22 protein-coding genes are annotated in these 23,663 nt (G+C 50.9%); 18 read left to right on the top strand and 4 right to left on the bottom strand.

Going from position 1 to position 23,663, the window contains the following annotated elements; translation table 11 throughout:
- Positions 1 to 13: 13 nt before the first annotated feature.
- Positions 14 to 2,383, top strand: a complete 2,370-nt coding sequence (locus BLR06_RS03950) for a DNA internalization-related competence protein ComEC/Rec2 (RefSeq protein WP_092068566.1) — start codon at positions 14 to 16, stop codon at positions 2,381 to 2,383.
- Between the two features lie 12 nt (positions 2,384 to 2,395).
- Entirely contained in the window at positions 2,396 to 3,424 is a 1,029-nt protein-coding gene (gene holA / locus BLR06_RS03945; protein WP_092068561.1) for a DNA polymerase III subunit delta, read from the top strand.
- A 52-nt stretch (positions 3,425 to 3,476) separates the two neighbouring features.
- Here holA and rpsT read toward each other — a convergent pair whose 3' ends face one another.
- A complete protein-coding gene (gene rpsT / locus BLR06_RS03940) occupies positions 3,477 to 3,740 on the bottom strand; it encodes a 30S ribosomal protein S20 (protein WP_092068558.1) in 264 nt (87 codons plus the stop codon).
- 140 nt (positions 3,741 to 3,880) lie between these two features.
- Here rpsT and gpr point away from each other — a divergent pair, with 140 nt between their 5' ends.
- The 16 genes from gpr (at position 3,881) to BLR06_RS03860 (ending at position 20,615) form a co-directional block, all read left to right on the top strand.
- Positions 3,881 to 4,849 carry a GPR endopeptidase gene (gene gpr, locus BLR06_RS03935; protein WP_092068555.1) on the top strand — a complete coding sequence of 323 codons (969 nt, stop codon included), beginning with the start codon at positions 3,881 to 3,883 and terminating at the stop codon, positions 4,847 to 4,849.
- A 123-nt stretch (positions 4,850 to 4,972) separates the two neighbouring features.
- Positions 4,973 to 6,037 carry a stage II sporulation protein P gene (gene spoIIP / locus BLR06_RS03930; protein WP_092068552.1) on the top strand — a complete coding sequence of 355 codons (1,065 nt, stop codon included), beginning with the start codon at positions 4,973 to 4,975 and terminating at the stop codon, positions 6,035 to 6,037.
- A 178-nt stretch (positions 6,038 to 6,215) separates the two neighbouring features.
- On the top strand, positions 6,216 to 6,647 hold the full coding sequence (locus BLR06_RS03925) for a hypothetical protein (RefSeq protein ID WP_092068550.1): 432 nt from the start codon (positions 6,216 to 6,218) through the stop codon (positions 6,645 to 6,647).
- A gap of 237 nt (positions 6,648 to 6,884) precedes the next feature.
- The gene (gene lepA, locus BLR06_RS03920) at positions 6,885 to 8,681 is read left to right on the top strand and encodes a translation elongation factor 4 (RefSeq protein WP_092068547.1); all 1,797 of its coding nucleotides are present in this window, start codon (positions 6,885 to 6,887) and stop codon (positions 8,679 to 8,681) included.
- 7 nt (positions 8,682 to 8,688) lie between these two features.
- Positions 8,689 to 9,822: a radical SAM family heme chaperone HemW gene (gene hemW / locus BLR06_RS03915; RefSeq protein ID WP_092069842.1), complete on the top strand. Its 1,134-nt coding sequence runs from the start codon at positions 8,689 to 8,691 to the stop codon at positions 9,820 to 9,822.
- Positions 9,823 to 9,941: 119 nt separating this feature from the next.
- A complete protein-coding gene (gene hrcA / locus BLR06_RS03910) occupies positions 9,942 to 10,976 on the top strand; it encodes a heat-inducible transcriptional repressor HrcA (protein WP_092068544.1) in 1,035 nt (344 codons plus the stop codon).
- A 36-nt stretch (positions 10,977 to 11,012) separates the two neighbouring features.
- Positions 11,013 to 12,599 carry a TCP-1/cpn60 chaperonin family protein gene (locus BLR06_RS03905; protein WP_092068541.1) on the top strand — a complete coding sequence of 529 codons (1,587 nt, stop codon included), beginning with the start codon at positions 11,013 to 11,015 and terminating at the stop codon, positions 12,597 to 12,599.
- A 16-nt stretch (positions 12,600 to 12,615) separates the two neighbouring features.
- On the top strand, positions 12,616 to 13,185 hold the full coding sequence (gene grpE, locus BLR06_RS03900) for a nucleotide exchange factor GrpE (protein WP_092068538.1): 570 nt from the start codon (positions 12,616 to 12,618) through the stop codon (positions 13,183 to 13,185).
- A gap of 40 nt (positions 13,186 to 13,225) precedes the next feature.
- Complete coding sequence (gene dnaK, locus BLR06_RS03895; RefSeq protein WP_092068535.1) at positions 13,226 to 15,058, top strand: molecular chaperone DnaK; 1,833 nt, start codon at positions 13,226 to 13,228, stop codon at positions 15,056 to 15,058.
- 107 nt (positions 15,059 to 15,165) lie between these two features.
- Positions 15,166 to 16,299 carry a molecular chaperone DnaJ gene (gene dnaJ / locus BLR06_RS03890; RefSeq protein WP_092068532.1) on the top strand — a complete coding sequence of 378 codons (1,134 nt, stop codon included), beginning with the start codon at positions 15,166 to 15,168 and terminating at the stop codon, positions 16,297 to 16,299.
- A 76-nt stretch (positions 16,300 to 16,375) separates the two neighbouring features.
- Entirely contained in the window at positions 16,376 to 17,314 is a 939-nt protein-coding gene (gene prmA / locus BLR06_RS03885) for a 50S ribosomal protein L11 methyltransferase (protein WP_092068529.1), read from the top strand.
- Between the two features lies 1 nt (position 17,315).
- The gene (locus BLR06_RS03880; protein WP_092068526.1) at positions 17,316 to 18,071 is read left to right on the top strand and encodes a 16S rRNA (uracil(1498)-N(3))-methyltransferase; all 756 of its coding nucleotides are present in this window, start codon (positions 17,316 to 17,318) and stop codon (positions 18,069 to 18,071) included.
- Between the two features lie 36 nt (positions 18,072 to 18,107).
- Positions 18,108 to 19,406: a tRNA (N(6)-L-threonylcarbamoyladenosine(37)-C(2))-methylthiotransferase MtaB gene (gene mtaB, locus BLR06_RS03875; RefSeq protein WP_092068523.1), complete on the top strand. Its 1,299-nt coding sequence runs from the start codon at positions 18,108 to 18,110 to the stop codon at positions 19,404 to 19,406.
- A gap of 112 nt (positions 19,407 to 19,518) precedes the next feature.
- Positions 19,519 to 19,866, top strand: a complete 348-nt coding sequence (locus BLR06_RS03870; RefSeq protein WP_092068519.1) for a histidine triad nucleotide-binding protein — start codon at positions 19,519 to 19,521, stop codon at positions 19,864 to 19,866.
- A gap of 93 nt (positions 19,867 to 19,959) precedes the next feature.
- The gene (gene rpsU / locus BLR06_RS03865; RefSeq protein ID WP_019553266.1) at positions 19,960 to 20,139 is read left to right on the top strand and encodes a 30S ribosomal protein S21; all 180 of its coding nucleotides are present in this window, start codon (positions 19,960 to 19,962) and stop codon (positions 20,137 to 20,139) included.
- Positions 20,140 to 20,162: 23 nt separating this feature from the next.
- Positions 20,163 to 20,615 carry a GatB/YqeY domain-containing protein gene (locus BLR06_RS03860; protein ID WP_092068516.1) on the top strand — a complete coding sequence of 151 codons (453 nt, stop codon included), beginning with the start codon at positions 20,163 to 20,165 and terminating at the stop codon, positions 20,613 to 20,615.
- 91 nt (positions 20,616 to 20,706) lie between these two features.
- On the opposite strand, the gene BLR06_RS03855 is transcribed toward BLR06_RS03860, so the two are convergent.
- From BLR06_RS03855 to BLR06_RS03845, 3 genes are read right to left on the bottom strand one after another with little or no spacing between them, the layout of a single operon-like run.
- A complete protein-coding gene (locus BLR06_RS03855; RefSeq protein ID WP_092068513.1) occupies positions 20,707 to 21,540 on the bottom strand; it encodes an ABC transporter ATP-binding protein in 834 nt (277 codons plus the stop codon).
- Between the two features lie 16 nt (positions 21,541 to 21,556).
- Entirely contained in the window at positions 21,557 to 22,594 is a 1,038-nt protein-coding gene (locus tag BLR06_RS03850; protein ID WP_092068510.1) for a FecCD family ABC transporter permease, read from the bottom strand.
- Entirely contained in the window at positions 22,594 to 23,655 is a 1,062-nt protein-coding gene (locus tag BLR06_RS03845) for a FecCD family ABC transporter permease (RefSeq protein ID WP_092068507.1), read from the bottom strand. Before BLR06_RS03845 ends, BLR06_RS03850 begins: the two co-directional genes overlap by 1 nt.
- Between the last annotated feature and the right edge of the window lie 8 nt (positions 23,656 to 23,663).

Here is a 23,663-nt window from a genome sequence, read left to right as displayed (position 1 = left end):
TACTTAAACAGTTATGAAATACAGCTTAGGCTTGATTAATTGTTTGGCGGCGGCTGTTCTTACCGGTATATGGCTGGCAAGCCGGTTTGACCTACCGGCCCTTGCGCTGATTTTTCCGGCCTTGCTGATTGCCGTCCTGGCCGTGCGGGCGGTTTACCGGCGGCATTTCTCCGCCGGCATCCTGCTGGTACTGCTGTTTTTATGCTTAGGTGCAATCCGTTTTACTCATGAAAACACTTTGCCGGCTTATGCCGTAAGCCATTATGCGGGCCAGACAGTTACCGTGTATGGAACAATTTGTGAGACGCCCCGGACTTATGTCCTCAATGAAAAGCAGATGGGCGTGCGCTATGTAGTAGATGTGAATGGTATTGCATTGGCGGGAGGGCGGAAACTGCCCGGAGCGGGAAAGATCATGGTTAGCTCCCGGCAGGACAGGCATAGCAAGACCGGCTGGCCTGGCGGCGAATGTATTGTCAAAGGCCGGGTGGAAAATTTGCACGGCTTTCATAATCCGGGCCTGATTGATACGGTGGCTGCTTTAAGGCGAGCGGGTGTAATTGCCAGGATGAATGCCGGGTTTGACGGTGTCAAGCTGACTGGCGAGGGTGCTTATCGCTGGCAGGGAGCCTTGCATTTGATGCGGGAAAAGGCTTTGCTGACACTGCAAAAAGTGATGCCGGAGTCCGAGGCGGCCATGCTGTTCGGCATATTATTTGGCGGTTATGCGGGAATTGAGCCGGAGGTTGTTGAGGCATTTTCAGCTACCGGGATTGTGCACATTTTGTCGGTGTCGGGCACGCATATCGCATTAGTGGCCGGCGCCGTGTACTGGCTGTGCACTTTATTTAACGTTGGCGGAAAGCGGGCGGCTTTGCTGGTGACGGCAGTAATTGCGGCATATGGTGCGTTTGCCGGGTTAACTCCGCCGGTGGTACGGTCGGCGGTTATGGGCATAACGGCTGTCGGGGCAATTGCGCTGGGACGGGAAAGAGACGCCGGTCATGCCTTGGCCATAACCGCCCTGGCTATGGTGATTATTCAGCCGTCGCTGATCTTTGATATCAGCTTTCAATTATCCTTTGGTTCTACCGCCGGACTGATTTATTTATATCCCAAATTAAAGACGCGGCTGAATTTTCTGCCCGCTCTGCCGGCAGCGGCGGTGTCCTTGACCCTGGCGGCCCAGCTGGGTGTTCTGCCGTTTGTCGCCTGGTATTTTAACGCTTTTTCGCTGAGCGCCTTCGTCGCTAATTTCATTGTCGTTCCACTGGTGGAAGTTGTCGTTGTGCTCGGCCTGGCCGGGCTTGCGGTAAATGCTGTTTTACCGGTGGCGGGTGACCTGGCGTTGCTTATCTGCAGTTTTTTAATCGGGATTGTCATTACTTTGACCAAAGGGCTGGCAGCCATTCCGGGCGGGACCGTTTATTTGCCGCCATTTGATATTTTTGCCGGTTTGGTTTATTATATTTTTCTAGGCTGGCTGTTCGGTTATACCCCGCTGCGCATTCCGAGCCTGTTGCAGGCGGCCCAATGCTGGCCGCGGCAAAGTCTGGCTATTGTCCTTGTTCTGGGGCTGAGCTTTATGGTTTATCAGAGCAGGCCGCAGCCCCTGAACGTTCATTTTATTGATGTGGCGCAGGGGGATGCAACCCTGGTCGTTACACCACAGGGCCGGGCGGTGCTGATTGATACAGGCGGAGCCAGCAGTCAATCGGCGCTTGATATTGGCAAAAGGGTGGTTGTCCCCTATCTCAGGCATTATGGAATTGAGCGGCTGGACTATCTCATCTTGACCCATGGACATCAGGATCATGCCGGCGGCGCAGCGGCTGTCGCCGGAAAAATTCCCATCAGCCATATCCTGGTGGCGCGGGAGAGATATTCACCGGCAGTGGATCAATTGGCCTTGGCATTGAAGGGACAGAGGTTCATTCCCGCTTATACCGGTCAAAAAATATGGCTGGATTCAGTCCTGCTGGAAGTGGTTCATGCGGTGGACAGCAAAGCTGCCCGGTTTGACAATGAGGCTTCCAATGTAATTAGAATCAGTTATGGAAAGCACAGCTTCCTGATTACCGGCGATCTGGAAAGACCGGGCGAGGAAGCTGTACTGGCAGCCGGGACGCCGATTGCCAGCACGGTTCTTAAAGTTGGTCATCACGGGGCCAAAACTTCAACAAGTCCGGCGTTTTTGCAGCTGGTTGCACCGGAATATGCGGTCATTTCGGCCGGCGCCGGAAACCGGTTTGGTCATCCGCATCCGGAAATTTTACAACGGTTGTCAGCCCGGCGGATTAAAACCTACCGTACCGATCAACAGGGCGCGGTGGTATTCCAAACAGATGGCAAGAAGCTGTCTGTCAGTAGTTTCCTGCCTTGAAAGGAGGGTGTGATGAGTAGTTATATCAATGTGCTGGCCCAGGTTAGGCAAGGCCTGCTCAAGCCGGTGTACCTCATTCATGGCGAAGAGGTTTATTTAGCCCGTCAGTTGGAGCAGGCGATTGTCAATGCAATATTGGCGCCGGCTGACAGGGATATGAATTTGAATATCGTCAATGGCGATCCTGTGTTACAGGAACTGGCCGGTCTTATTGAAACAGTACCGTTTTGCGGCGAAAAAAACGTCATTGTAGTCCGTAATTCAGGATTGTTTCGCGGCCGCAAAGGCTCCGTCGAGTCCGAAAACGATCATACCGACGAACGGCTGTTAAAGGTGCTGGCCAATATACCTGGATATAGCCACGTGTTATTTATTACCGCAGATAAGGCGGATAAGCGGCGCAAACTATACAAGAATATTGAAAAACTGGGTGCTGTCGTAGAAGTAGCCCCGTTAAAACCCAGGGATATTAGGCTGTGGCTGCCCAATAAACTGAATGAGCTTGGCAAACGAATGGCGCCTGAGGCCATAGAGTATTTCTTGTCAATTGTCAGTGTCATGTCCCCGACCGCCTTAGGTTTCCTTGACCATGAACTGGAGAAAGCGGCATTATATGCCGATGGCAAGGTCATTACTAAAGCTGATTTAAACGAAACTTTGGCGGCCATACCGGAAATATCGGTGTTTTCCATGATTGACGCCATTAGTGTTAAGGATACGCCCAAGGCGCTGCTGCTGTTTGGCGAGCAGCTGGCGACCGGGGAGCACCCAATAAAAATATTGTCGCTATTGGGCCGGCAGGTGAGATTGTTATGGCAGGCCCGGAATTTGGCGGCCGGCGGTTGCAGCGCCAGTCAAATTGCCGGTGAACTGGGGGTAATGCCGTTTATTGCGGAGAAGCTTGTCAAGCAGTGCCGGGGCTTTTCCGAACCGGTATTAAAAGCCGCCCTTCTCGGTCTGGCCGAGGCTGACCGAAACCTGAAGTCCGGCCGGACAACAAGCGTGGCTTTGGAACAAATCATCATTGAAATGTGCCGGTAAAAATAAAAAACCTGTCCGTTGGCGGACAGGTTTTCATTTTGCGATATTCGCCTTAGCCTAACGCATTAATTTTGCGGGCTAAGCGGGATTTTTTACGGGCTGCTGCATTTTTATGAAGAACGCCTTTTCCGGCTGCTTTATCAATCGTGCTGCTGGCTTTGGTCAGGAGGGCTTTAGCATCAGCGTTATTGCCAGCACCTACAGCTTCAGTTACTTTGCGGGTAGCCGTTCTGATCGATGACCTTACAGCAAAGTTTTTAGCGCGCCGTTCAGCGTCAGTTTTTATGCTGCGTTCGGATGATTTTATATTTGGCAAATCTTTCACCTCCTTATGACCATATTACCTAAAATATTCTAGCACGTGTCCATAGAAAATGCAAGTATCTTGTGTTGAATAGTTGTCAGGCATCCCGGTTAACATAGGGTTAATATTCTATTGGTTGGAGGAGCTATAAGATGCAGGCAGCAAATACGCCGCGTACTGATTTAGCGTTAGAGGCGCGGGAAATGATTACAAAACAGGTCAGCCAGGAGGTACCCGGCGTACTGGTAGAAACCAGCGAAGACGATGAAATTCTCATTACCCGCGTAAATATTACCACACCGGAAGCAGAACGGCTGATGGGAAAGACACAGGGGCGGTATGTAACAATTGAAGCCCAGGGTTTGCGGTATAAAAATACGCCCCTGCAGGAAAAAATCATGAACTATCTGGCGCAGGAACTGGCCGGACTGGCCCAATTACCGCGCGACGCCACCATTCTGGTGGTAGGCCTGGGCAACTGGAATGTTACACCTGATGCTCTGGGGCCGCGGGCAGTGGATAAGATTGTGGTAACCAGACACTTGCAGGATATGCTTTCACCGGAACTGAAAGGCGGCGTACGGTCAATCTGTGCGATTGCACCGGGCGTTTTGGGAATTACCGGCATGGAAACCGCTGAAATTGTTCACGGTATTGCCAGTAAAATAAAGCCGGATTTGGTCATTGCCATTGATGCTCTGGCTGCAGCTTCAAGCCACAGAGTGATTACAACGGTGCAATTGGCCGATACCGGCATCCATCCCGGCTCAGGCGTGGGCAATAAACGATTCGGGTTAACTCAGGAATCGCTTGGCGTGCCGGTGATTGCCATTGGCGTGCCCACGGTTGTTCATGCTTCTACAATTGCCATGGATACCATCCATACTTTACAAGAACATTCTTCGTTCGCCCGCTATTTTAAAAGCATGGAAAACCTGACCGAACAGGACCGGCAGGTTATTGTGCGTCAGGTCTTGCCGGATACACTGGGCGATTTAATGGTCACGCCGAAGGAGGTCGACCGGCTGATTGCCGATATTGCCGATGTAGTCGCCGGAGGAATTAATCAGGCAATGCATCCCGGCATTGATTACGAGAATATCCATATTTATTTGCACTGACGCCGCCGCCGGCCGTCGTGTTCAGCGGCAGCACTGTGTAATATCATAAAGTTGCCAAGCATATACATTGTATGTAAACGAAAATCGGTAGCAATTATGGTTGCTGGCCTACGGGAGGATACAATGTTGACAAGACGGCAACGGCATCGGCGAAAGTTTGCTTATCAAAAAGTGGTGTTATTCAGCCTTATTGTCGGGCTGAGCGGCTGCCTGGCGGTCTGGGCCTGTTCAGACTGGTCCGAATCTGCCGTTACGGTAAGCTCGTCAGGGTCAGGGCAGGAGAACCCCCAAGCGGCTTCCTGGCTGCCTGAATGGCGGGATATCTTGTTCTCCGGTATTCCTGGACTAGCCAATACAGTAAAGAAGCCGCCGGTGGTCAAAGTTAAGCCGGAAGTTACCGTCCGGAGCGTGATGCATGGGCTGGTGTTGTTTTTTACTGAAATTGATGTTAACGATATGCGTTCGGTGTTAAAGGCTGAAATACCGGTGTTGGCGGTTATACCGGCCGGACAGCCAACGGTTAGCGCCATGACAGTGCCGAATTTTCCTAAATTTGATCCGGCGAGCATGTTGCCCAAAGGCAAACCTTTGGTGGGAATATACCATACGCATACGGCGGAATCTTTCATTCCCAGTTCCGGTGCGGCTCATAAACCGGGCGGACAAATCGGCGATATTGTTGACGTTGGCGGCGCACTGGCAAGAAAGCTGGAAAGCTTGGGCATTCCGGCCATCCAAAGTAAAAATATTCATGATTACCCCAGTTTTATGAAAGCCTATGGTGTGTCTGAAGCGACAGTTCAGCAAATGCTGGCTGAAAACCCTTCTATTCAGATAATTTTTGATATTCACCGGGATGCCGGTAAACGGGAAGATCATACAGTGACCGTCAACGGGGTTCCAGCGGCAAAACTGACGATTGTTGTAGCCACAGGGCAACCTGATTTGCCGCAGCCCACCTGGCAGCAGAATCACGCTTTTGCCAAACTGATTGAAGCTAAGCTGACGCAGTATTATCCCGGATTATCTAAAGGAATTTTACTGGTAGAATGGCGCTATAACCAGCATCTTCATCCCCGGTCCCTGCTGCTGGAGGTTGGCTGTCAGGAAAATAGCATGGAGGAAGTGGAGCGAAGTATGGAGTTTTTTGGCGAGATACTTGCTCAAATCATTGCCGAAAGCAACTGATCCGGCGCAGGCCGCTGAAAATTCGCGCCGTTGCCGGTCAGGACGCCGGTACGTCTGTTTGGCAACCCTTGTTTGGTTGATAATCTGATTCATACATAAAAACAGTCAGTTCAAGTGACTGTTTTTATGTATGAATATTTCTTTTTTTGGTAAGTTAAGGTTGAGGTGAGCGTTTACGATGAGCGATACTGATATAACCAAACTAAGTCGGGGCGTTTTCCTATTGGTGCTGTTGATTATGATTGGGGTTACGGTTGCTGAAACCCAGCTTAACCGTTTGACCCACCGGCAGGAGTTTGCCCAGGCGTTTGCCGTCAAACGTGATAACAATGGTCAATATGCGGCCTATTTATTTGGCAACAGCGTTAAGGCCAGAGCCGTATATCCGGTTGCGCAAGTTACGGGTGACCAGCAAATTATTGTCAATGTTGCCGGTGGCAAGTTGGTAATGCCGACCCGTGTCCGTATCGATACGCAGGCAATCCTTGCCAAACTGGCCGCCTGGTATCAACGGATGATTCAGCAAGCGGCTGAAGGCAAGCGCCTGCTTCAGCAGTATATGGCGGCTTTTTGCGGCGACCTGGTCCAATATCTCAATCAATACAGGTAATGCTTGCAGGTTACTGCTTCAGGATGCTATAATCTATAGCAGTATTTGGCGATTGCAACCAGTACTTTCGTCATTTTAAACAACGAATAAGTTTGCCCGGATTTTTTCGCACTGCGAGGTGAAGGAGCCGTGCAGATCGGCGGATCTGTAAGGCTGCTACAACAAAGCAGGAGGGAAAAGACGGCTAAAGTATTCTTGTTTTTAGGTGACGCAAGGTACCAGAGCGGGGAGGATGCTATGACAACGAAAAATATCCGTAATTTTTCCATTATTGCCCACATAGATCACGGGAAATCCACCCTTGCCGACCGGCTGATTGAATATACGGGCACCTTGTCTTCACGGGAGATGGAAGCTCAGGTGCTGGATCAGATGGATCTGGAACGTGAACGCGGCATTACTATTAAGGCGCAGGCCGTCCGGCTGGACTATATTGCACAAGACGGCGAGACCTATATGCTTAATCTGATCGATACGCCTGGTCATGTTGATTTTACTTATGAAGTGTCCCGCAGCCTGGCTGCCTGCGAAGGTGCATTGCTGGTGGTGGATGCGGCCCAGGGAATTGAAGCGCAAACACTGGCCAATGTTTACCTGGCTTTGGAAAATAATCTTGAAATTATTCCGGTAATTAATAAGATTGATTTGCCGAGCGCTGATCCGGAAAAAGTTAAACAGGAAATTGAAGAGGTGATCGGGCTGGACACCTCAGATGCCGTGCTGGCCAGCGCCAAAACCGGCATTGGCATTGCCGGGATTCTGGAAGCCATTGTGAAGAAGGTTCCGCCGCCGAAGGGAGCGATTGACGAGCCGCTGAGCGCGCTTATTTTTGATTCTCATTTTGACGCCTATAAAGGGGTCATTGCTTATGTCCGGGTGATGAACGGCAGAATCAAGCCGGGCATGAAATTAAAAATGATGGCCACCGACAAAAAATTTGAAGTGACCGAGGTGGGAATTTTTAAGCCGTCTTTAGCGACCATTGCTGAGCTGGGAACCGGTCAAGTCGGATTTGTGGCCGGCAGCATTAAGAATGTAAAGGATGTCCGGGTTGGCGATACCATTACTGATGCCGAACATCCGGCGGCGGCAGCCCTGCCCGGTTACCGAAAAATAAACCCAATGGTCTATTGCGGTTTATACCCGGTAGACAGCGCGGATTATGATAATCTCAAAGATGCTTTGGAGAAATTGCAGTTAAATGATGCTGCGCTGTTATTTGAGCCGGAGACCTCCATTGCCCTCGGGTTTGGTTTCAGGTGCGGCTTCCTCGGGTTATTGCACATGGATGTCATCCAGGAACGCCTTGAGCGGGAATACAACTTAAGTCTGATTACTACGGCGCCAAGCGTAATTTACCGGGTGTACAGGACTGATGGCCATATGCTGGAAATAGACAATCCGTCCAAGCTGCCGCCGCCGACCGAAATCGATCATATTGATGAGCCTTACGTCAAGGCCACGGTGATTGTGCCAAATGAATTTGTCGGCGCTGTCATGGAACTCTCCCAGGAAAAGCGCGGTGAGTTTAAAGATATGAAGTATCTTGATACAACCAGAGTGATGATCACTTATCATTTACCGTTAAGCGAGATTATTTATGATTATTTTGATCGCTTGAAGTCATCAACCCGCGGCTATGCTTCACTGGATTACGAATTAACCGGCTACCATACGTCCAGTCTGGTTAAGCTGGATATTTTGTTAAACGGCGATCCGGTTGACGCCTTGTCGGTGATTGTCCACCGGGATAAAGCCGCCTACCGGGGCCGGCAGCTGGCTGAGAAACTCAAAAGCATTATCCCGAAGCAAATGTTTGAAATACCCATTCAGGCGGCAGTCGGCAATAAAGTAATTGCCCGCGAGACAGTCAGGGCAATGCGCAAAGATGTTCTGGCCAAATGCTATGGCGGTGATATCAGCCGTAAGCGGAAACTGCTGGAAAAACAAAAAGAGGGCAAAAAAAGGATGAAACAGGTTGGCAGCGTCGAGATACCGCAGGAAGCCTTTATGGCAATCTTAAAGATTGATTAGCGGTATGATGAGCTTAGGTTTATATATCCATATTCCTTTTTGCCGGCGCAAGTGTTTTTATTGTGATTTCCCGTCATATACGGGCCTGGAACACCTATACAGCGCTTATGTCGCCGCCTTGTGTCGGGAAATTGCCGATCAGGGCGGCATTCTGTCTGGCGCTGTGGTTGACACGGTCTTTATCGGCGGCGGAACGCCAACCGTTCTGTCCGGCAAGCTGCTTGCCGCTGTAATGGACAGCATCAGGCAGGCCTTTAAGCTGGCCGACAATACGGAAATAAGCATTGAAGCCAATCCGGGAACGGCAGACAGGAGCATGCTGGACCAATTACGGCAATGCGGCGTCAACCGGATGAGTTTCGGCGTTCAGTCGTTTTCCGATCCGGTGCTGGCTGCTTTAGGCCGTATTCATACGGCCGGGGAGGCGGTACAGGCGGTTGAACTGGCCCAAAAAGCGGGTTTCGAAAACCTGAATCTGGATCTGATGTACGGATTGCCGGACCAGTCGCTTCACGATTTGCATGACAGCCTGGCAATGGCGTACCGGTTAAATGTCCGGCATTTATCGGTATATGGCTTAAAGGTGGAGGAGGGCACCGGCTTTGCCTATCTGGCAAACCAGGGCCGTCTGAATCTGCCTGATGATGAGCTTGATGACGCTATGTATGAGGCTGTTATGGACAGCATGCCCAAGCTGGGATTTGCGCGGTATGAAATTTCAAATTTTGCCCGGCCCGGTTATCAATGCCGCCATAACCTAAAATACTGGCAGTATCAACCCTATCTCGGCCTGGGCGCCGCCGCTCATTCTTTTATTGACGGTCAGCGGCGGGCGAATGTGAGCGATGTGCAAACATATATTGACAGCGTAAGCTCAGGACAGCCGCCTGTAGTATTGATCGAACAGCCTGACCGGCAAACGGCGATGGCTGAGTTTTGCTTTTTGGCCCTGAGAACCGTGCAAGGCTTGTCGGTTAGCCAGTTTCAACATTGTTTCAGCTGTGATTTTTTTTCCGTCTATCAATTTGCCGTTGACCGGCTGGTACGGAAAGGGGCAGTCATTGTGGCCGGCGATAATGTCAGGCTTACGGCCCTGGGAATGAAATTTGGCAATCAGGTATTTAGTGAGTTTTTACTTTAATGATAACGAATTTTTAAGCTGAGTTACGGAGTATCTTGACATTCAGCCAAATGAGTGGTATTTTTTTAGTAGATATTAGCACTCTATCGACTTGAGTGCTAACAATAGGAGGTGGGAAAATGCTTGATGAGCGCAAGCGAAAAATTCTTCAGGCCATTATTAATGATTACGTTTCCACCGCAGAACCTATTGGCTCACGGACGATTGCCCGTAAATACGATCTAGGAGTCAGTCCGGCGACAATCCGCAACGAAATGGCTGATTTAGAGCTATTAGGCTATCTGGAGCAGCTTCACACATCTTCCGGCCGTATCCCTTCGGCCAAAGGTTACCGGTTTTATGTAGACACATTACTGGCAAGGCCGGCAATTTCAGACAATGAGATTAGTCTGATTTCGGGCTGGTATAACGCCAAAGTACGGCGAATTGAAGAAGTGTTTCAGGAAACCGCCAGAATTATTTCCAGGATGACGCATAATATCTCTTTAGTGCTGGCGCCGCAAATTTCACAAAGTTCCTTTAAATATTTACAATTTCTCCCCATGGACGAACGCCGGGTCATTGTGGTAATTGTGACAGACGGCGGATTTGTTGAAAACAAGATGATTGACATACCGGAAGATACCACCCTAGAAGAGCTGCAACGGGTTGCCGAGGCAATCAACAGGCGCCTGTCAGGCGTATCACTGGATTCAATTAAATCATCGGTTTTAAAAGAAATCCGCAAAGCTGTTGTACCTGATTCCAACCTGTTTGATGCGGCTCTGGCCGTACTGAACAATGTTCTTACCATTGATAAAAAGGAACGCCTCTATCTGGGCGGAACAACGCAGCTGCTAAGCCAGCCGGAGTTCAGGGATGTTGAGAAAATGAAAAATATCCTGCTGATGCTGGAAGAGGAGCAGCTGTTATGTGATCTTTTGCATACGCAGGAGGAAGATGAGGACGGCATCGTGGTCAGAATTGGCCATGAAAACACGTACAGCGGCATTAAGGATTGCAGTATGGTTCAGGCTGCTTACCGGATGGACGGTAAGATTGTGGGTACGATTGCCGTGCTGGGACCAACCCGGATGGAATACGGCAAAGTGATGGCCTTGCTGGAGTTTATGCACAGTCATCTGGGGGAGATACTGAAAAAGTACAAAGTGTAGGGGATTATCCCCTGCTTACATATAGGAGGAACCGGAATGAATCTAAAACAGGCCGGCAGCGGGGCGGAAGTGGATGAAAGCCTGGCGGCGTTAATGACCAACGCCAATGCCGTAAGGGCGATTACCGCAGCCGTGGAAGGGACGATTGGTCCCAAAGGACTGGATACTATGCTGGTGGACCGGTTTGGCGAAGTAATCATTACCAATGACGGCGTAACGATTCTAGATAAAATGGAAGTCAATCATCCGGCCGCCAGAATGTTAATCAATATAGCTAAAGCGCAACAGGCCGAAGTTGGCGACGGTACCACCACCGCCACCCTTATGGCCGGCGCTCTGGTGGCTGAGGGAGTCAATCAGGTGCTGCGCGGGGTGCCGGTAGCCAGGGTGATTGAAGGGCTGAAATATGGTATTGACCAGGCGTTAATTCACTTAAAACAGCAGGCGCGGGTTCTGCAGGATATCCATGACCCGGTTTTACCCAATGTGGCCCGAATTGCCGGACGCGAGCACGAAGATATTGCCCAGTTAGTGGTAGAGGCAGCGAAACTGATCGGCATGGAGAAGCTGGCGGATAAAAAATTCAAGCTGTCTGACATCATTACTGCTCAGGAAGGGGCGGACAATGAGGTATTCATGGGTGTCATTATCGACAAGGAACGCATGAGCGAGGAAATGCCGCAGGCATTATCCGGCGTAAAGGCGCTGATCCTTGACGACGCGCTGGAGCCGGAAGAAATTGGCGATGAGGCGCTGGGCACTGAGGCTGGGTTCAAACGTTATATAGAGTTGCAGGAAGAGTTTAAAGCAAATGTTCATAAAATTGTTCAACTGGGGGTTAATGTTGTCTTAGCAGACCGCGGCGTGCATGAAATTGCCGAGGAAATACTGATTGACGGCAACGTTTTGGTTATTCAAAGAATGAATGCCAAAGATTTACGCCGGGTGGCCGAGCATGTGGGAGCCAGAATGATTAAGCGCACCGGCCTGAAGAAAAGCGCCGAGGATCTGTTAAAATACATTGGCCGGGCTGATACGGTTTATCAGGATGAGAAGCTGGAGCAAGTAAGAATTTTAGGCGGTAAAGGCAAACCAATGGCTACAATTCTGGTGGGTGCGGCGACTGCAGAGGTTGTGGGCGAACGCGAGCGGATTGCCAAGGATGCGGCGTCCAGCGTTCAGGCAACCGCCAGGGGAGGTTATGTTCCGGGCGGCGGTTCAACGGAAATTGCGCTGGCTCGACAGGTGGAAAAAGACCGGGAAAATATTAAGGGGATGGCCGCTTACGGGGTGGACTGTGTGGTGAATGCCCTGAAACGGCCGCTGGCCCAAATTGTCCAGAATGCCGGCTATAATCCCCTGGAGAAGGTGGAAGAGGTAATTGCCGCCCAAACCGGACAGAGGCTGGATTTCCTCGGTATTGACTGTGATACCGGCGATATTGCCGACATGGCGGCGCTTGGCGTGCTTGATCCCGCCCCGGTAAAGCTTAATGCAATTAAAGCCGCCGGCGAAGTAGCTGTGGCCATATTGAGGATAGATACTATTATCAAAAAAAAGGAAGAACCCGATAAGGCGGCAAAAGCCGCTGTTGCCAGTGAGCCGGGTCTGCCTGATTTTTAAAGTTGAGGTGAATTAAATGACAGAAGATAAGAATACGCAGGATCACGCAGCTGACTCTGCTGAAGCGGACACTGCCACTGCTGAACAAGCTGAGCAGGCGGAAGTTTGCTTTGACTACAGGGAAATTGAGGAGATGATGGCGGTAATCGAAGAGAAAAACAGGCTGCTGCAGGAGCATACTGACCGCATTAAACGCCTGCAGGCTGATTTTGATAATTATCGCCGGCGTACCAGGCAGGAAAAGGAAGAATTATCCGCCCTGGTGGTTCAGAATATGATCAAGGATTTGCTGCCGCTCCTGGATAATTTCGAGCGCGCAATGAGCGCTGATGCCGGGCAGGATGCCGAAGCCTTTAAGTCAGGCCTTGAGATGGTTTACCGTCAGTTTACCGGCATTTTGGAAAAAAACGGTCTTGAACCGCTTGCAGCGCAGGGGGCAACCTTTGATCCGCAATTTCATGAGGCTGTCATGCGGGTGGAAGACGATAGTCAGCCTGAAGGAACAATTGTCGAGGAATTGCAGAAGGGCTATCGCGTTCGGGGCAAAATTATTCGTCCCAGTATGGTAAAGGTAGTCGGCTGTTAACAAGGAGTAAAATTCATATAATTTTAAGGAGGCTAACATTATGTCAAAAGTAATAGGAATAGATTTAGGTACTACAAACTCGGTAGTAGCGGTAATGGAGGGTGGCGAGCCGACGGTTATCGCCAATGCCGAAGGCGCGCGGATAACTCCGTCGGTCGTAGGCTTTTCTAAAACCGGGGAAAGACTGGTAGGGCAGCTGGCCAAACGGCAGGCGGTTTCCAATCCCGACCGTACGGTAATTTCGATTAAACGCCATATGGGCACCGACTATAAAGTGGCGATTGATGATAAGAAATATTCGCCTCAGGAAATTTCAGCAATGATTTTACAGAAATTAAAGGCTGATGCCGAGGCCTATCTGGGGGAAAGTGTCAGCAAGGCTGTCATTACAGTACCGGCTTACTTCAGCGACAGCCAGCGTCAGGCCACCAAGGATGCCGGCACGGTAGCCGGTCTGGAAGTTCTGCGGATCATCAATGAACCAACCGCGGCAGCTCTGGCTTATGGCATGGATAAAGGAAACGATCATACCATTCTGGTCTTTGACTTAGGCGGCGGGACTTTTGACGTTTCTATCCTGGAACTGGGTGACGGCGTATTTGAAGTGAAAGCAACCCACGGTAATAATAAGCTGGGCGGCGATGATTTTGACGACAGGATCATGAGCTGGATGATTGCTGAATTCAAAAAAGAGCATGGCATTGATTTATCAGCCGACCGGATGGCCGTACAGCGGTTGAAAGAAGCGGCGGAAAAAGCGAAGATTGAGCTTTCCGGCGTATTGACCACAAATATTAACCTGCCGTTTATTACTGCTGATCAAACCGGGCCGAAGCATTTGGATTTGAATTTAACCAGAGCAAAATTTGAAGAACTGACTGCCGATCTGGTGGAGGCCACCATGGCGCCTACCCGCCAGGCGCTGAGCGATTCAGGATTGTCAGCAAATGAGATTGATAAAGTTATTCTGGTTGGCGGTTCAAGCCGTATTCCCGCCGTTCAGGAAGCCATTAAGAAATTTTTGGGTAAAGAGCCGCACCGCGGCGTAAACCCGGACGAATGCGTTGCGTTGGGCGCAGCCATTCAAGCCGGTGTATTGGTCGGTGAAGTGAAGGATGTATTGCTGCTGGATGTAACGCCCTTATCGCTGGGTATTGAAACTATGGGCGGCGTATGCACCAAAATTATTGAGCGAAACACTACGATTCCTACTTCCAAGAGTCAGATTTTTTCCACTGCCGCTGATAATCAGCCATCGGTTGATATTCATGTATTGCAGGGAGAACGGGAAATGGCTTCCGGCAACAAGACGCTTGGCCGGTTTGAGTTATCCGGAATTCCTCCGGCTCCGCGCGGGGTTCCACGCATTGAGGTTACTTTTGATATTGATGCCAACGGCATTGTTCATGTTTCAGCCAAAGATCTGGGTACCGGCAAAGAACAGAAAATTACCATTACTTCTTCCGGCGGTATGAGCAAAGACGATATTGAACGGATGGTTAAGGAAGCAGAGGTACACGCGGCTGAGGACAAACAACGCAAAGAAGAAGTTGAAGTGCGCAACAATGCCGATTCGCTGGTCTATCAAGCGGAGAAAACAATTAAGGAAATCGGCGATAAAGCAGATCAAGCTTTAATCGGCAAGGTTCAGGCGGCTGCCGACAAGCTTAAGGAAACACTTAAGGGTACTGATCTGGAAAAAATCAAAGCCGATACGGAAGAGCTTACTAAGCCGCTGTATGAATTGTCGGCGGCGGTTTATCAGGCGACTGAAGCCCAGGGTGCTGCCGATGCCGGCGAGCAGGCGGACGCTCAGACGGGTGAAAAAGTTGTGGATGCCGAATATAAAGTTGTCGATGACGAAAAGAAGTAAGCAAAAATAACCAGCTGATTTTTTTAGGTTAGGCGCCGCCGGCTCCGGTCTTTTAGGCCGGAGTCTTGCGGTGAATATGCCTGAATAATAGTTTAGGATGGTGTAATGTGAGTAAACGCGATTATTATGAGGTGCTGGGTGTTGCGCGTACCGCGTCGGATGATGAAATAAAAAAGGCGTTTCGTAAATTAGCCCGCAAGTACCATCCTGACGTCAACCGTGACAAGCCTGACGCCGAAGAAAAATTTAAAGAAATAAATGAAGCCTATGAAGTACTGTCCAGCGCGGAGCGGCGGGCCCAATACGATCAATTTGGTCATGCCGCCTTTGATGGATCACAGGGCGGTGGTGGCGCCGGGGGCTTTGGTTTTGGCAACGCCGGCGGTGGTTTTAGTGATATTTTTGATATGTTTTTTGGTCAGTCCGGCTTTGGCGGCCGCCAGTCCGGGCCGGAAAAAGGCTCCGACCTGCGCTATGATATGGAGATTGCTTTCGAACAAGCGGCTTTTGGACTGGAAACCGAGGTTCACATTCCACGTACGGAAAACTGCACCACCTGCCACGGTTCGGGCGCTGCTCCCGGCACCCATCCGGAAACCTGCCCGCAATGTAAGGGAACGGGTCAGGTACAGTATGCGCAAAACACGCCATTTGGCCGGATGGTTAATGTAAAAGCCTGCGACCGTTGTCATGGCGAAGGAAAAATTGTTCATACCCCTTGTAAAGAGTGTGGCGGGCATGGGAAAATCAGAGCGAAACGCAAGATTAAAATTAAGATTCCGGCCGGAGTTGATCATGGTTCACGACTGAGGGTTGCTCATGAAGGCGAAGCCGGCCTTCGCGGGGGTCCGCCGGGCGATTTATATGTATATATCTTTGTAAAGCCGCATAAATTGTTTACCCGTGAGGGTACCGAAGTTATTTGTGAGGTGCCGATCAGCTTTGTGCAGGCGGCGCTGGGCGATGAAATTGAAGTACCCACGCTGGATGGCAAAGTGAAGATGAAAATTCCGGAAGGAATTCAGTCAGGCACGATTCTGCGCCTGAAGGATAAAGGCATTCCTTATCTGAGAGGACAGGGGCGCGGCGATCAGCATGTGAAAATCAAGGTGCTGACACCACAAAAATTAACAGAGCGTCAGCGGGCGATTTTGAACGAATTTGCCAGTATTTCGGGCGAGAATGTCAATCCGGAGCAAAAAACCTTTTTTAAGAAAGTAAAAGACGCTTTTGGGGTATAATGGAACTATGCCGGGAGTTAAACTCTCGGCATAGTTCATCTGGCAGCTTAGAAAATGTTAAGGGGGCGACCATACCATGAAGTGGGCCGAAATCAGTATTCAAACTACTCATGAAGCCACCGAAGCGATTGCCGATATATTTCATGAGCTGGGGTCAAGCGGTGTAGTCATTGAAGATCCGGAACTGGTAAACGCTTATCGCCGGTCAGGCGCCTGGGACTACTGCGATATTCCGGAACAAACCAATCTGGAAGTGGTTACGGTCAAGGCCTACCTGCCTGTTGACGAACAGCTCGACGATAAGCTGAAGGTTTTCGAAGAACAGGTAAATGAACTGGCCAATCATCATTTGGATAAAGGCCAGGGCAGTATTCAATGTCAGGAAATCAATGAGGAAGACTGGGCATCTTCGTGGAAAGACTATTTTCATACGGTGAAAATCGGTGAGAGAATTGTCATTAAACCATCCTGGGAGAAATATGAACAGACGGAAAACGATCTGGTTATTGAACTCGATCCCGGCATGGCTTTTGGCACCGGGACCCACCATACAACAGCAATGTGCATCAGATATTTGGAAGAAGTAGTTGAACCAGGCAGCACAATTTTCGACATTGGCACCGGCTCGGGCATTTTAGCTGTGGCGGCGGCCAAGCTGGGAGCAGCCAGTGTTCAGGCTGTTGACCTGGATGGCGTTGCGGTGCGGGTAGCAACTGAAAATGCGGCAATTAACCAGGTGAACGAAATTGTCGACATTCATACCGGCAATTTATTGACCGGACTCTTCGGTCAGGCTGATGTGATTATTGCCAATATCATTGCCGATGTGATTATTCAACTGGTGGAGGATATTCCCGGCCGTTTAACTGACAATGGCGTGCTGATTGCCAGCGGCATTATTGCTGAACGGTTAAGCGATGTCACCGCAGCCGTCATCGCCAATCATTTAACGGTGGACAAGGTCATGGAAGAAGGCGGCTGGGTGGCGATGCTGGTTCGCAAAGGAGGCGGATGATGTGCGCCGCTTTTTTCTCCCGGGACCGCTAACCCCGGAGGTCGTCATCAAAGGGGCGGACGCCCGTCATATCAGCCGGGTTCTCAGAATGAAACCGGCTGATGAAATTGTTGTGGTGTCGGCCGATGGTCAGGCCGGTATTGCTGAAATTACCCGGTTTAACGAACATGAAGTAACCGCCTTGCTGCAACGGACAATCGCTATTGAGAACGAGCCGCCAGTGCAGGTGCTTTTAGCCCAGTGTTTGCCTAAAGGCGATAAAATGGACTATATTGTGCAAAAAGCGGTTGAGCTTGGCGTGGAGGCAATTTATCCTGTTGCCGCCGAACATAGTGTGGTTAAATACGATCAAGCCAAACGGCAGGCCCGGCGGCAGCGCTGGCAAAAGATTGCCGGTGAGGCCGCCAAGCAATGTCAAAGGTCAACTGTGCCCGAAGTCAAGCCCATTCAGGGACTTGCTGAACTGTTCAACAGCCTGGACGACGATGTTACGGTACTCATGCTGTATGAAGGCCTTGCACCAATGGGAATAAAAGAATTTCTGACAAAGCATGAGTCCGCCGGCAGCTACCTGCTGCTCATCGGTCCGGAAGGCGGCTTTAGTACTGCGGAAACTGATTTTTGCCGCCGGAATGATGTTCGGTTTTTGACCATGGGGCCACGGATATTGCGAACTGAGACAGCTGCGCTTACAGCGCTTGGTATAGTTCTTTATGAAAAAGGCGATTTGGGCGGTTACCGGGAGTCGAAGAACTGACGCGGTATTGCCGGCGCCGGTTTGGGAGGCGATTTTGTGCCGCGGGTGGCGTTTACGACTTTAGGCTGTAAAGTAAATCAATTTGAAACAGAGATTATGGAAGGGCTGTTTAAACAGCGCCATTATGAGGTAGGCCCGTTTGATCAGCCGGCCGATGTATATGTGATCAACACGTGCTCCGTAACCCATCTGGGCGAGCGGAAGTCCCGCCAGTTAATCCGCCGGGCCGCCCGGCTGAATGCTGACGCCGTTATCGCCGTCACCGGCTGCTATGCCCAGGTCTCACCTGAACAGGTGGAAAACATACCCGGAGTAAATGTCATTGTTGGTACAAAAGACCGCGATAAAATTGTCGATTTGGTTGAGCAGGCAGCCTTTTCCCATAAGAAAGTCAATGCAGTTACCGATATTATGAAAATGCAGGAATTTGAGGATATTCCCTTGTTTGCCGCTCCCGGCAGGACCAGAGCCTTTCTGAAAATCCAGGAGGGCTGTACCAACTACTGCACTTATTGTATCATCCCTTACGCCAGGGGGCCGCTAAGGTCCAGACCATTGGGCAGTATTGCCGGCGAGGCCCGCAAGCTGGTTAAAGCCGGATTTAAAGAGATTGTGCTTACCGGTATCCATTTGGGGGCCTATGGCCGGGATTTTTCCGGCTCCGTCAATCTGGTCGATGCCGTGAAAACTGTTTTAGCTGTTAAAGAATTGCAGCGACTGCGTTTAGGATCTTTAGAGTCGGTGGAAGTGGCGGATGAGCTGATCGATTTAATGCAGCAGGACGGACGTTTATGCCGTCATCTCCACCTGCCTCTGCAGGCGGGCGACAATCAGGTGCTGGCTGCAATGAACAGGCATTATACGGTAGCCGAATTTGAGGCGCTGATGGAAGCCATTATGAACAGAATTCCGGATATTGCAATTTCGACGGATATCATTGTTGGTTTTCCCGGTGAGACCGAAAAAATGTTTGCCAATGGCCTGCAGGTGATTGATCGCCTGCCCTTCAGCCGGATTCATGTATTTCCTTATTCCCGCCGAAGCGGTACGCCGGCCGCGGCATTTGCCGGTCAGGTTTCTGAGGAGCAGAAGAAGCAGCGGGCGGCTGCAATGAGCAAGCTGGCCGAAAAAAAGAGCTTACAATACAAACAAGCTTATCTTGGCCGTACGATGGAGGTTTTGTTTGAGTCGGCCGACGGCGCTGCCATTGATGGTTTAACCGTCAATTATTTAAGAGTTTATACCAGTGCCGCTGCGGTTGGCGAGGGCAAGCTGCAGCCAATGAGACTGGACAGGTTATATCTGGATGGTATCTGGGGCACGGTTGCCGATTAAAATTTTAATAAAGCAATAATTACAGCAGGATATTGCCGGTATAGGCCGAATATTTTCTTTATACATTGTATATAACTACCAAGTGGAGAAGGTTTGGTATAAGGAGGCCTGTATGCAAACGGAGTGTATTTTTTGCAATATTGTTCAGCGGACGATTCCGGCTCAGCCAGTTTATGAAGACGATAAGCTGCTGGCCTTTAACGATATCAGCCCGGCTGCTCCGGTACATGTGCTGGTAATCCCCAAAAAGCATATCGCCAATCTGCTGGAGATTACCCCTGAGGACAATGGACTGATTGACCATCTAATGCTGACAATTCCCAAAATTGCCAGGCAGCTGGGGTTAGACGAGGCTGGTTTCCGGCTTGTGGTCAATACCAAGGATAATGGCGGGCAAACAGTGAATCATTTGCATATTCATATTCTGGGCGGTCGGTTTATGACCTGGCCCCCAGGCTAATATTGACAATTATTCATTGTTTCCTGTATAATATTTAGGTGTATGTTAACAATACACTTCCCGTAACGGTCTGAGTGGAGGGAGGGAAATTAGATGTCAGAAGTTAAGGTAGGAAAAAACGAAACAATCGATAGCGCACTCCGCAGATTTAAACGTACATGTCAGAAAGCCGGCACCCTTGCTGAGGTAAGAAAGCGCGAACATTATGAAAAACCCAGCGTTAAACGCAAGAAAAAATCCGAAGCAGCACGTAAACGTAAGTTCAAGGCTTAATATCGTTTCGGAGGTATCTTGACATGTCGCTTAAAGACAAATTGAATGAAGACATGAAGCAGGCCATGAAAGATAAAGAGGCGGGGAAACTGCGCCTGTCGGTTATTCGCATGGTTCGTGCCACAATAAAGAATGTTGAGATTGACCGCAAAAAAGAACTATCTGAAGAAGAAGTTCTTGATGTTTTGGCAAAAGAAGTAAAAATGCGCCGGGATGCAATGGAGGAATTTACCAAAGGCAACCGTTTGGATCTGGCACAACAACTTGAACAGGAAATTGCCATTCTGCTGCTGTATCTTCCTCAACAACTTAGTGAAGCTGAAGTACGGGTTCTGGTAACTGATGCTGTGGCCGAGACTCAGGCAACGACTCCCAAAGATATGGGAAAAGTAATGGCAGCGCTGATGCCTAAAGTGAAAGGCCGCGCTGATGGCAAACTGGTAAATTCCATAGTACGCGAACTGTTAAGTCAATAAGATTAATCCGGTACCCTAATCCAGGGTACCGGATTTTTTGCTGTGCGCCCGGCCTGGGCGCAGTCTAACGGGTGCAAGTTCCGAGCGCGGGTTAATAGCTCGTACACACTTTCTTGCATATATCACAGCTATCCTCGACCGGCCGGATCAGGTCGTAGGAAACACAGGTGGGGCGACCCGTGCGCGGGTCCTTCACAATTTCCGCGTCGATGTGGAAGGTTTCGCGGAGAACCTCTGTAGTCATGACTTCCTCCGGCGTACCGTGCTTGATAATGTCACCGCAGCGTAGGGCGATCATGTAATCCGCAAAACGGGCGGCCAAATTAAGGTCATGCAGTACCATCACAATCGTGCAGCTTTGCTCCCGGTTCAGGCGGTAGAGCAATTCCAGAACCTCTAATTGATAAGCCAGATCAAGATAGGTCGTCGGCTCGTCCAGCAGGATCAGGTCGGTCTGCTGGGCAAGGGCCATTGCAATCCACACCCGCTGCCGCTGGCCGCCGGAGAGATTGTCCACCGCCGTGGTTTCAAACTCGACGAGGCGCGTTACCGCCAGCGCCCACAGGATAATTTTCTTGTCCTCGGGTTTCAGATTCCCAAAGCCCTGCTGATGGGGGAAACGCCCGTAAGCCACAAGCTCGCCCACGGTCAGCCCTGCCGGGGCCTGCGGGGATTGAGGAAGGATGGCCATCTTCTGCGCCACCTCTTTCGTTGTCAGGCGGCGGATATCATCTCCATTCAGGTACACCATGCCGCCCTTGGGTTTTAAGATTCGGCCCGCAGCCTTTAATACGGTGGATTTCCCGCAGCCATTCGGCCCGATGATGGCCGTAATTTGCCCCTGTGGGATTTGCATATCCAGATCGTCCACCACAAGGTTTTCATCGTAGGCGACGGCTAAGTTTTCTGTTGCAATACTGTGCATGTTCATCATCCTTTCGTTACTGCCTGCTCTTTGCCAGCAGGTAGAGGAAATACGGTGCGCCGATGATGGCTACCATGATGCCGGTGGGTATCTCTGAGGGCTGCACGATTACCCGCGCGATGGTGTCTGCTACCGATACCAGCACCGCGCCCGTTAGAGCGCAGGCGGGCAGCAAAATGGCGTGCTGCGGCCCTACCAGCCGCCGCGCCAGATGGGGTGCGATCAGCCCCACAAAGCTGATGCTGCCGCTCACCGCCACGCAGGAGGCGGCAAGGGCAACAGACGCCGCCAGCAGCCCGCGCCGTTCACGTTCCACCGACGCACCTAAGCTGTACGCCACGTCATCGCCCATGTTCAGCACGTCCAAAACACGGGCCTTGTACATCACATAGGGAATCAGGAGCAGCAGCCACGGAAGTAACGCCAACACGAATTTCCAGTTTGAGCCCCAAATGCTGCCTGCCTGCCATGTCGCCACGAAGGTAAATTGCGTTTCGTCCAGCTTCACGACCAGCAAGGTAGTCAGGGCAGAAATACCGGCCTGTAGCGCCACGCCTGTCAATATCAGGCGCAGGGGAACGATGCCCTCACCCTTCTTGAAAGTCAGCGCATAAATCAAAATGGCCGTCACGCCCGCACCTGCCAATGCCAGAAAAGGTAAGGTAAAGACCGAGAGAAAGGACTGAGCGCCGAAAAACATCACATACAGGATGACCGTAAGCCCAGCGCCCGCGTTGATACCGAGCAAGCCGGGGTCGGCCAGCGCATTCTTGGCAACACCCTGGATGATACAGCCGGAGAGCGCCAACCCTGCGCCAACGAGGATGGAAACAACAATGCGGGGCAGCCGGAAATCGAACAAAATCAGGTTTTCTTTAGCCGTGCCGCCACCGAACAGGGTGCGCAGGGTATCCAGCGGAGTGAGCTTCGTATATCCCGTATTCATGCTGATAATAAGGGAAATCACAAGCAAAGCCGCACAGCCGACGACGATGGCCGTATTTCGGATGGCAATTTTTCTTTTATACGCTTCGTTTTTCTGCCGTATATCCATTACAACGCCCTCTTTTGCTTGCGGGATAGATATAAAAAGAAGGGCACGCCAACCAGCGCAGTCAATACACCGATGGGCGTTTCAAAGGGCGGGTTGAGCATTCTCGCACCCAAATCCGCCGCAACCATCAAAAGTGCCCCCAGTACCGCCGAGGATGGTATGATCCAGCGGTAATCCACTCCCACAAGGTATCTTGCCAGATGGGGAATAATCAGGCCTACAAAGCCCACCGCGCCCACCACGGATACCGAAGCCCCCGCCAGTATCAGAACAATGAGGGAGCAAAGGGCGTTGACTATGGCCGTATTGAGTCCCAAGCCTTTGGCCACGTCCTCGCCCAGACTTAACAGAGAAATGGAACGAGAGAGAGCAATCGCCCCCAGCAAAGCGGCGAGTATCCACGGCGTCATGATTTTGATTTGCTCCCAATTGGAACCGGCCACGCCGCCTGCGGTCCAAAACATGAGGTCCTGAGCTACAGCGAAATACAGTGCGATGCCCTGACTGAGCGCCGCCAGCAGCGCGCTGACCGCAGCGCCCGCCAGAACCAGGCGCATCGGTGTTGCGCCGCCGCGCCGCAGGGATGCGATGCCATTGACCAGCCCCGCCCCCAATGCAGCCCCTAAAAAGGAGAATAGGATGATCTGCATATACCCCATGCCGGGAAAAAACGCAAAGCAGATGGACAGGGCGAAGCCCGCCCCGGCATTTAGCCCTAACAGCCCGGAATCGGCCAGAGGATTTCGGGTCGTTCCCTGCAAAATGGCCCCGGCCACGGCAAAGGCTGCGCCCACAAGGGCACTGGCAATGACCCGGGGCAGGCGCAGGTCAACCACGATCAGCTGCTGGGTGTTCGCCGCATCAAAGCGGAAAAGGGCGTCCCACACTGAGGAAAGCGGAATTCCCGCCGCGCCCTTGGCAATCGAAAAGGCCAAGAGCAGGATCAACAGTCCGCCGCCGCATATGATAATAAGCCCCGCCGCCCATGCGCGGCCTTTTTTCTTTTGTGTTATATGTTTTATATCTTGAACCGCCTGTACCGTTTCTTTTGGTTGATTCATGTTTTTTG

Source organism: Dendrosporobacter quercicolus (assembly GCF_900104455.1).
GTDB classification, from domain to species: domain Bacteria; phylum Bacillota; class Negativicutes; order DSM-1736; family Dendrosporobacteraceae; genus Dendrosporobacter; species Dendrosporobacter quercicolus.
Note: the sequence above shows the minus strand (reverse complement) of the source record. Positions and strands in the feature narration are given on the sequence as shown.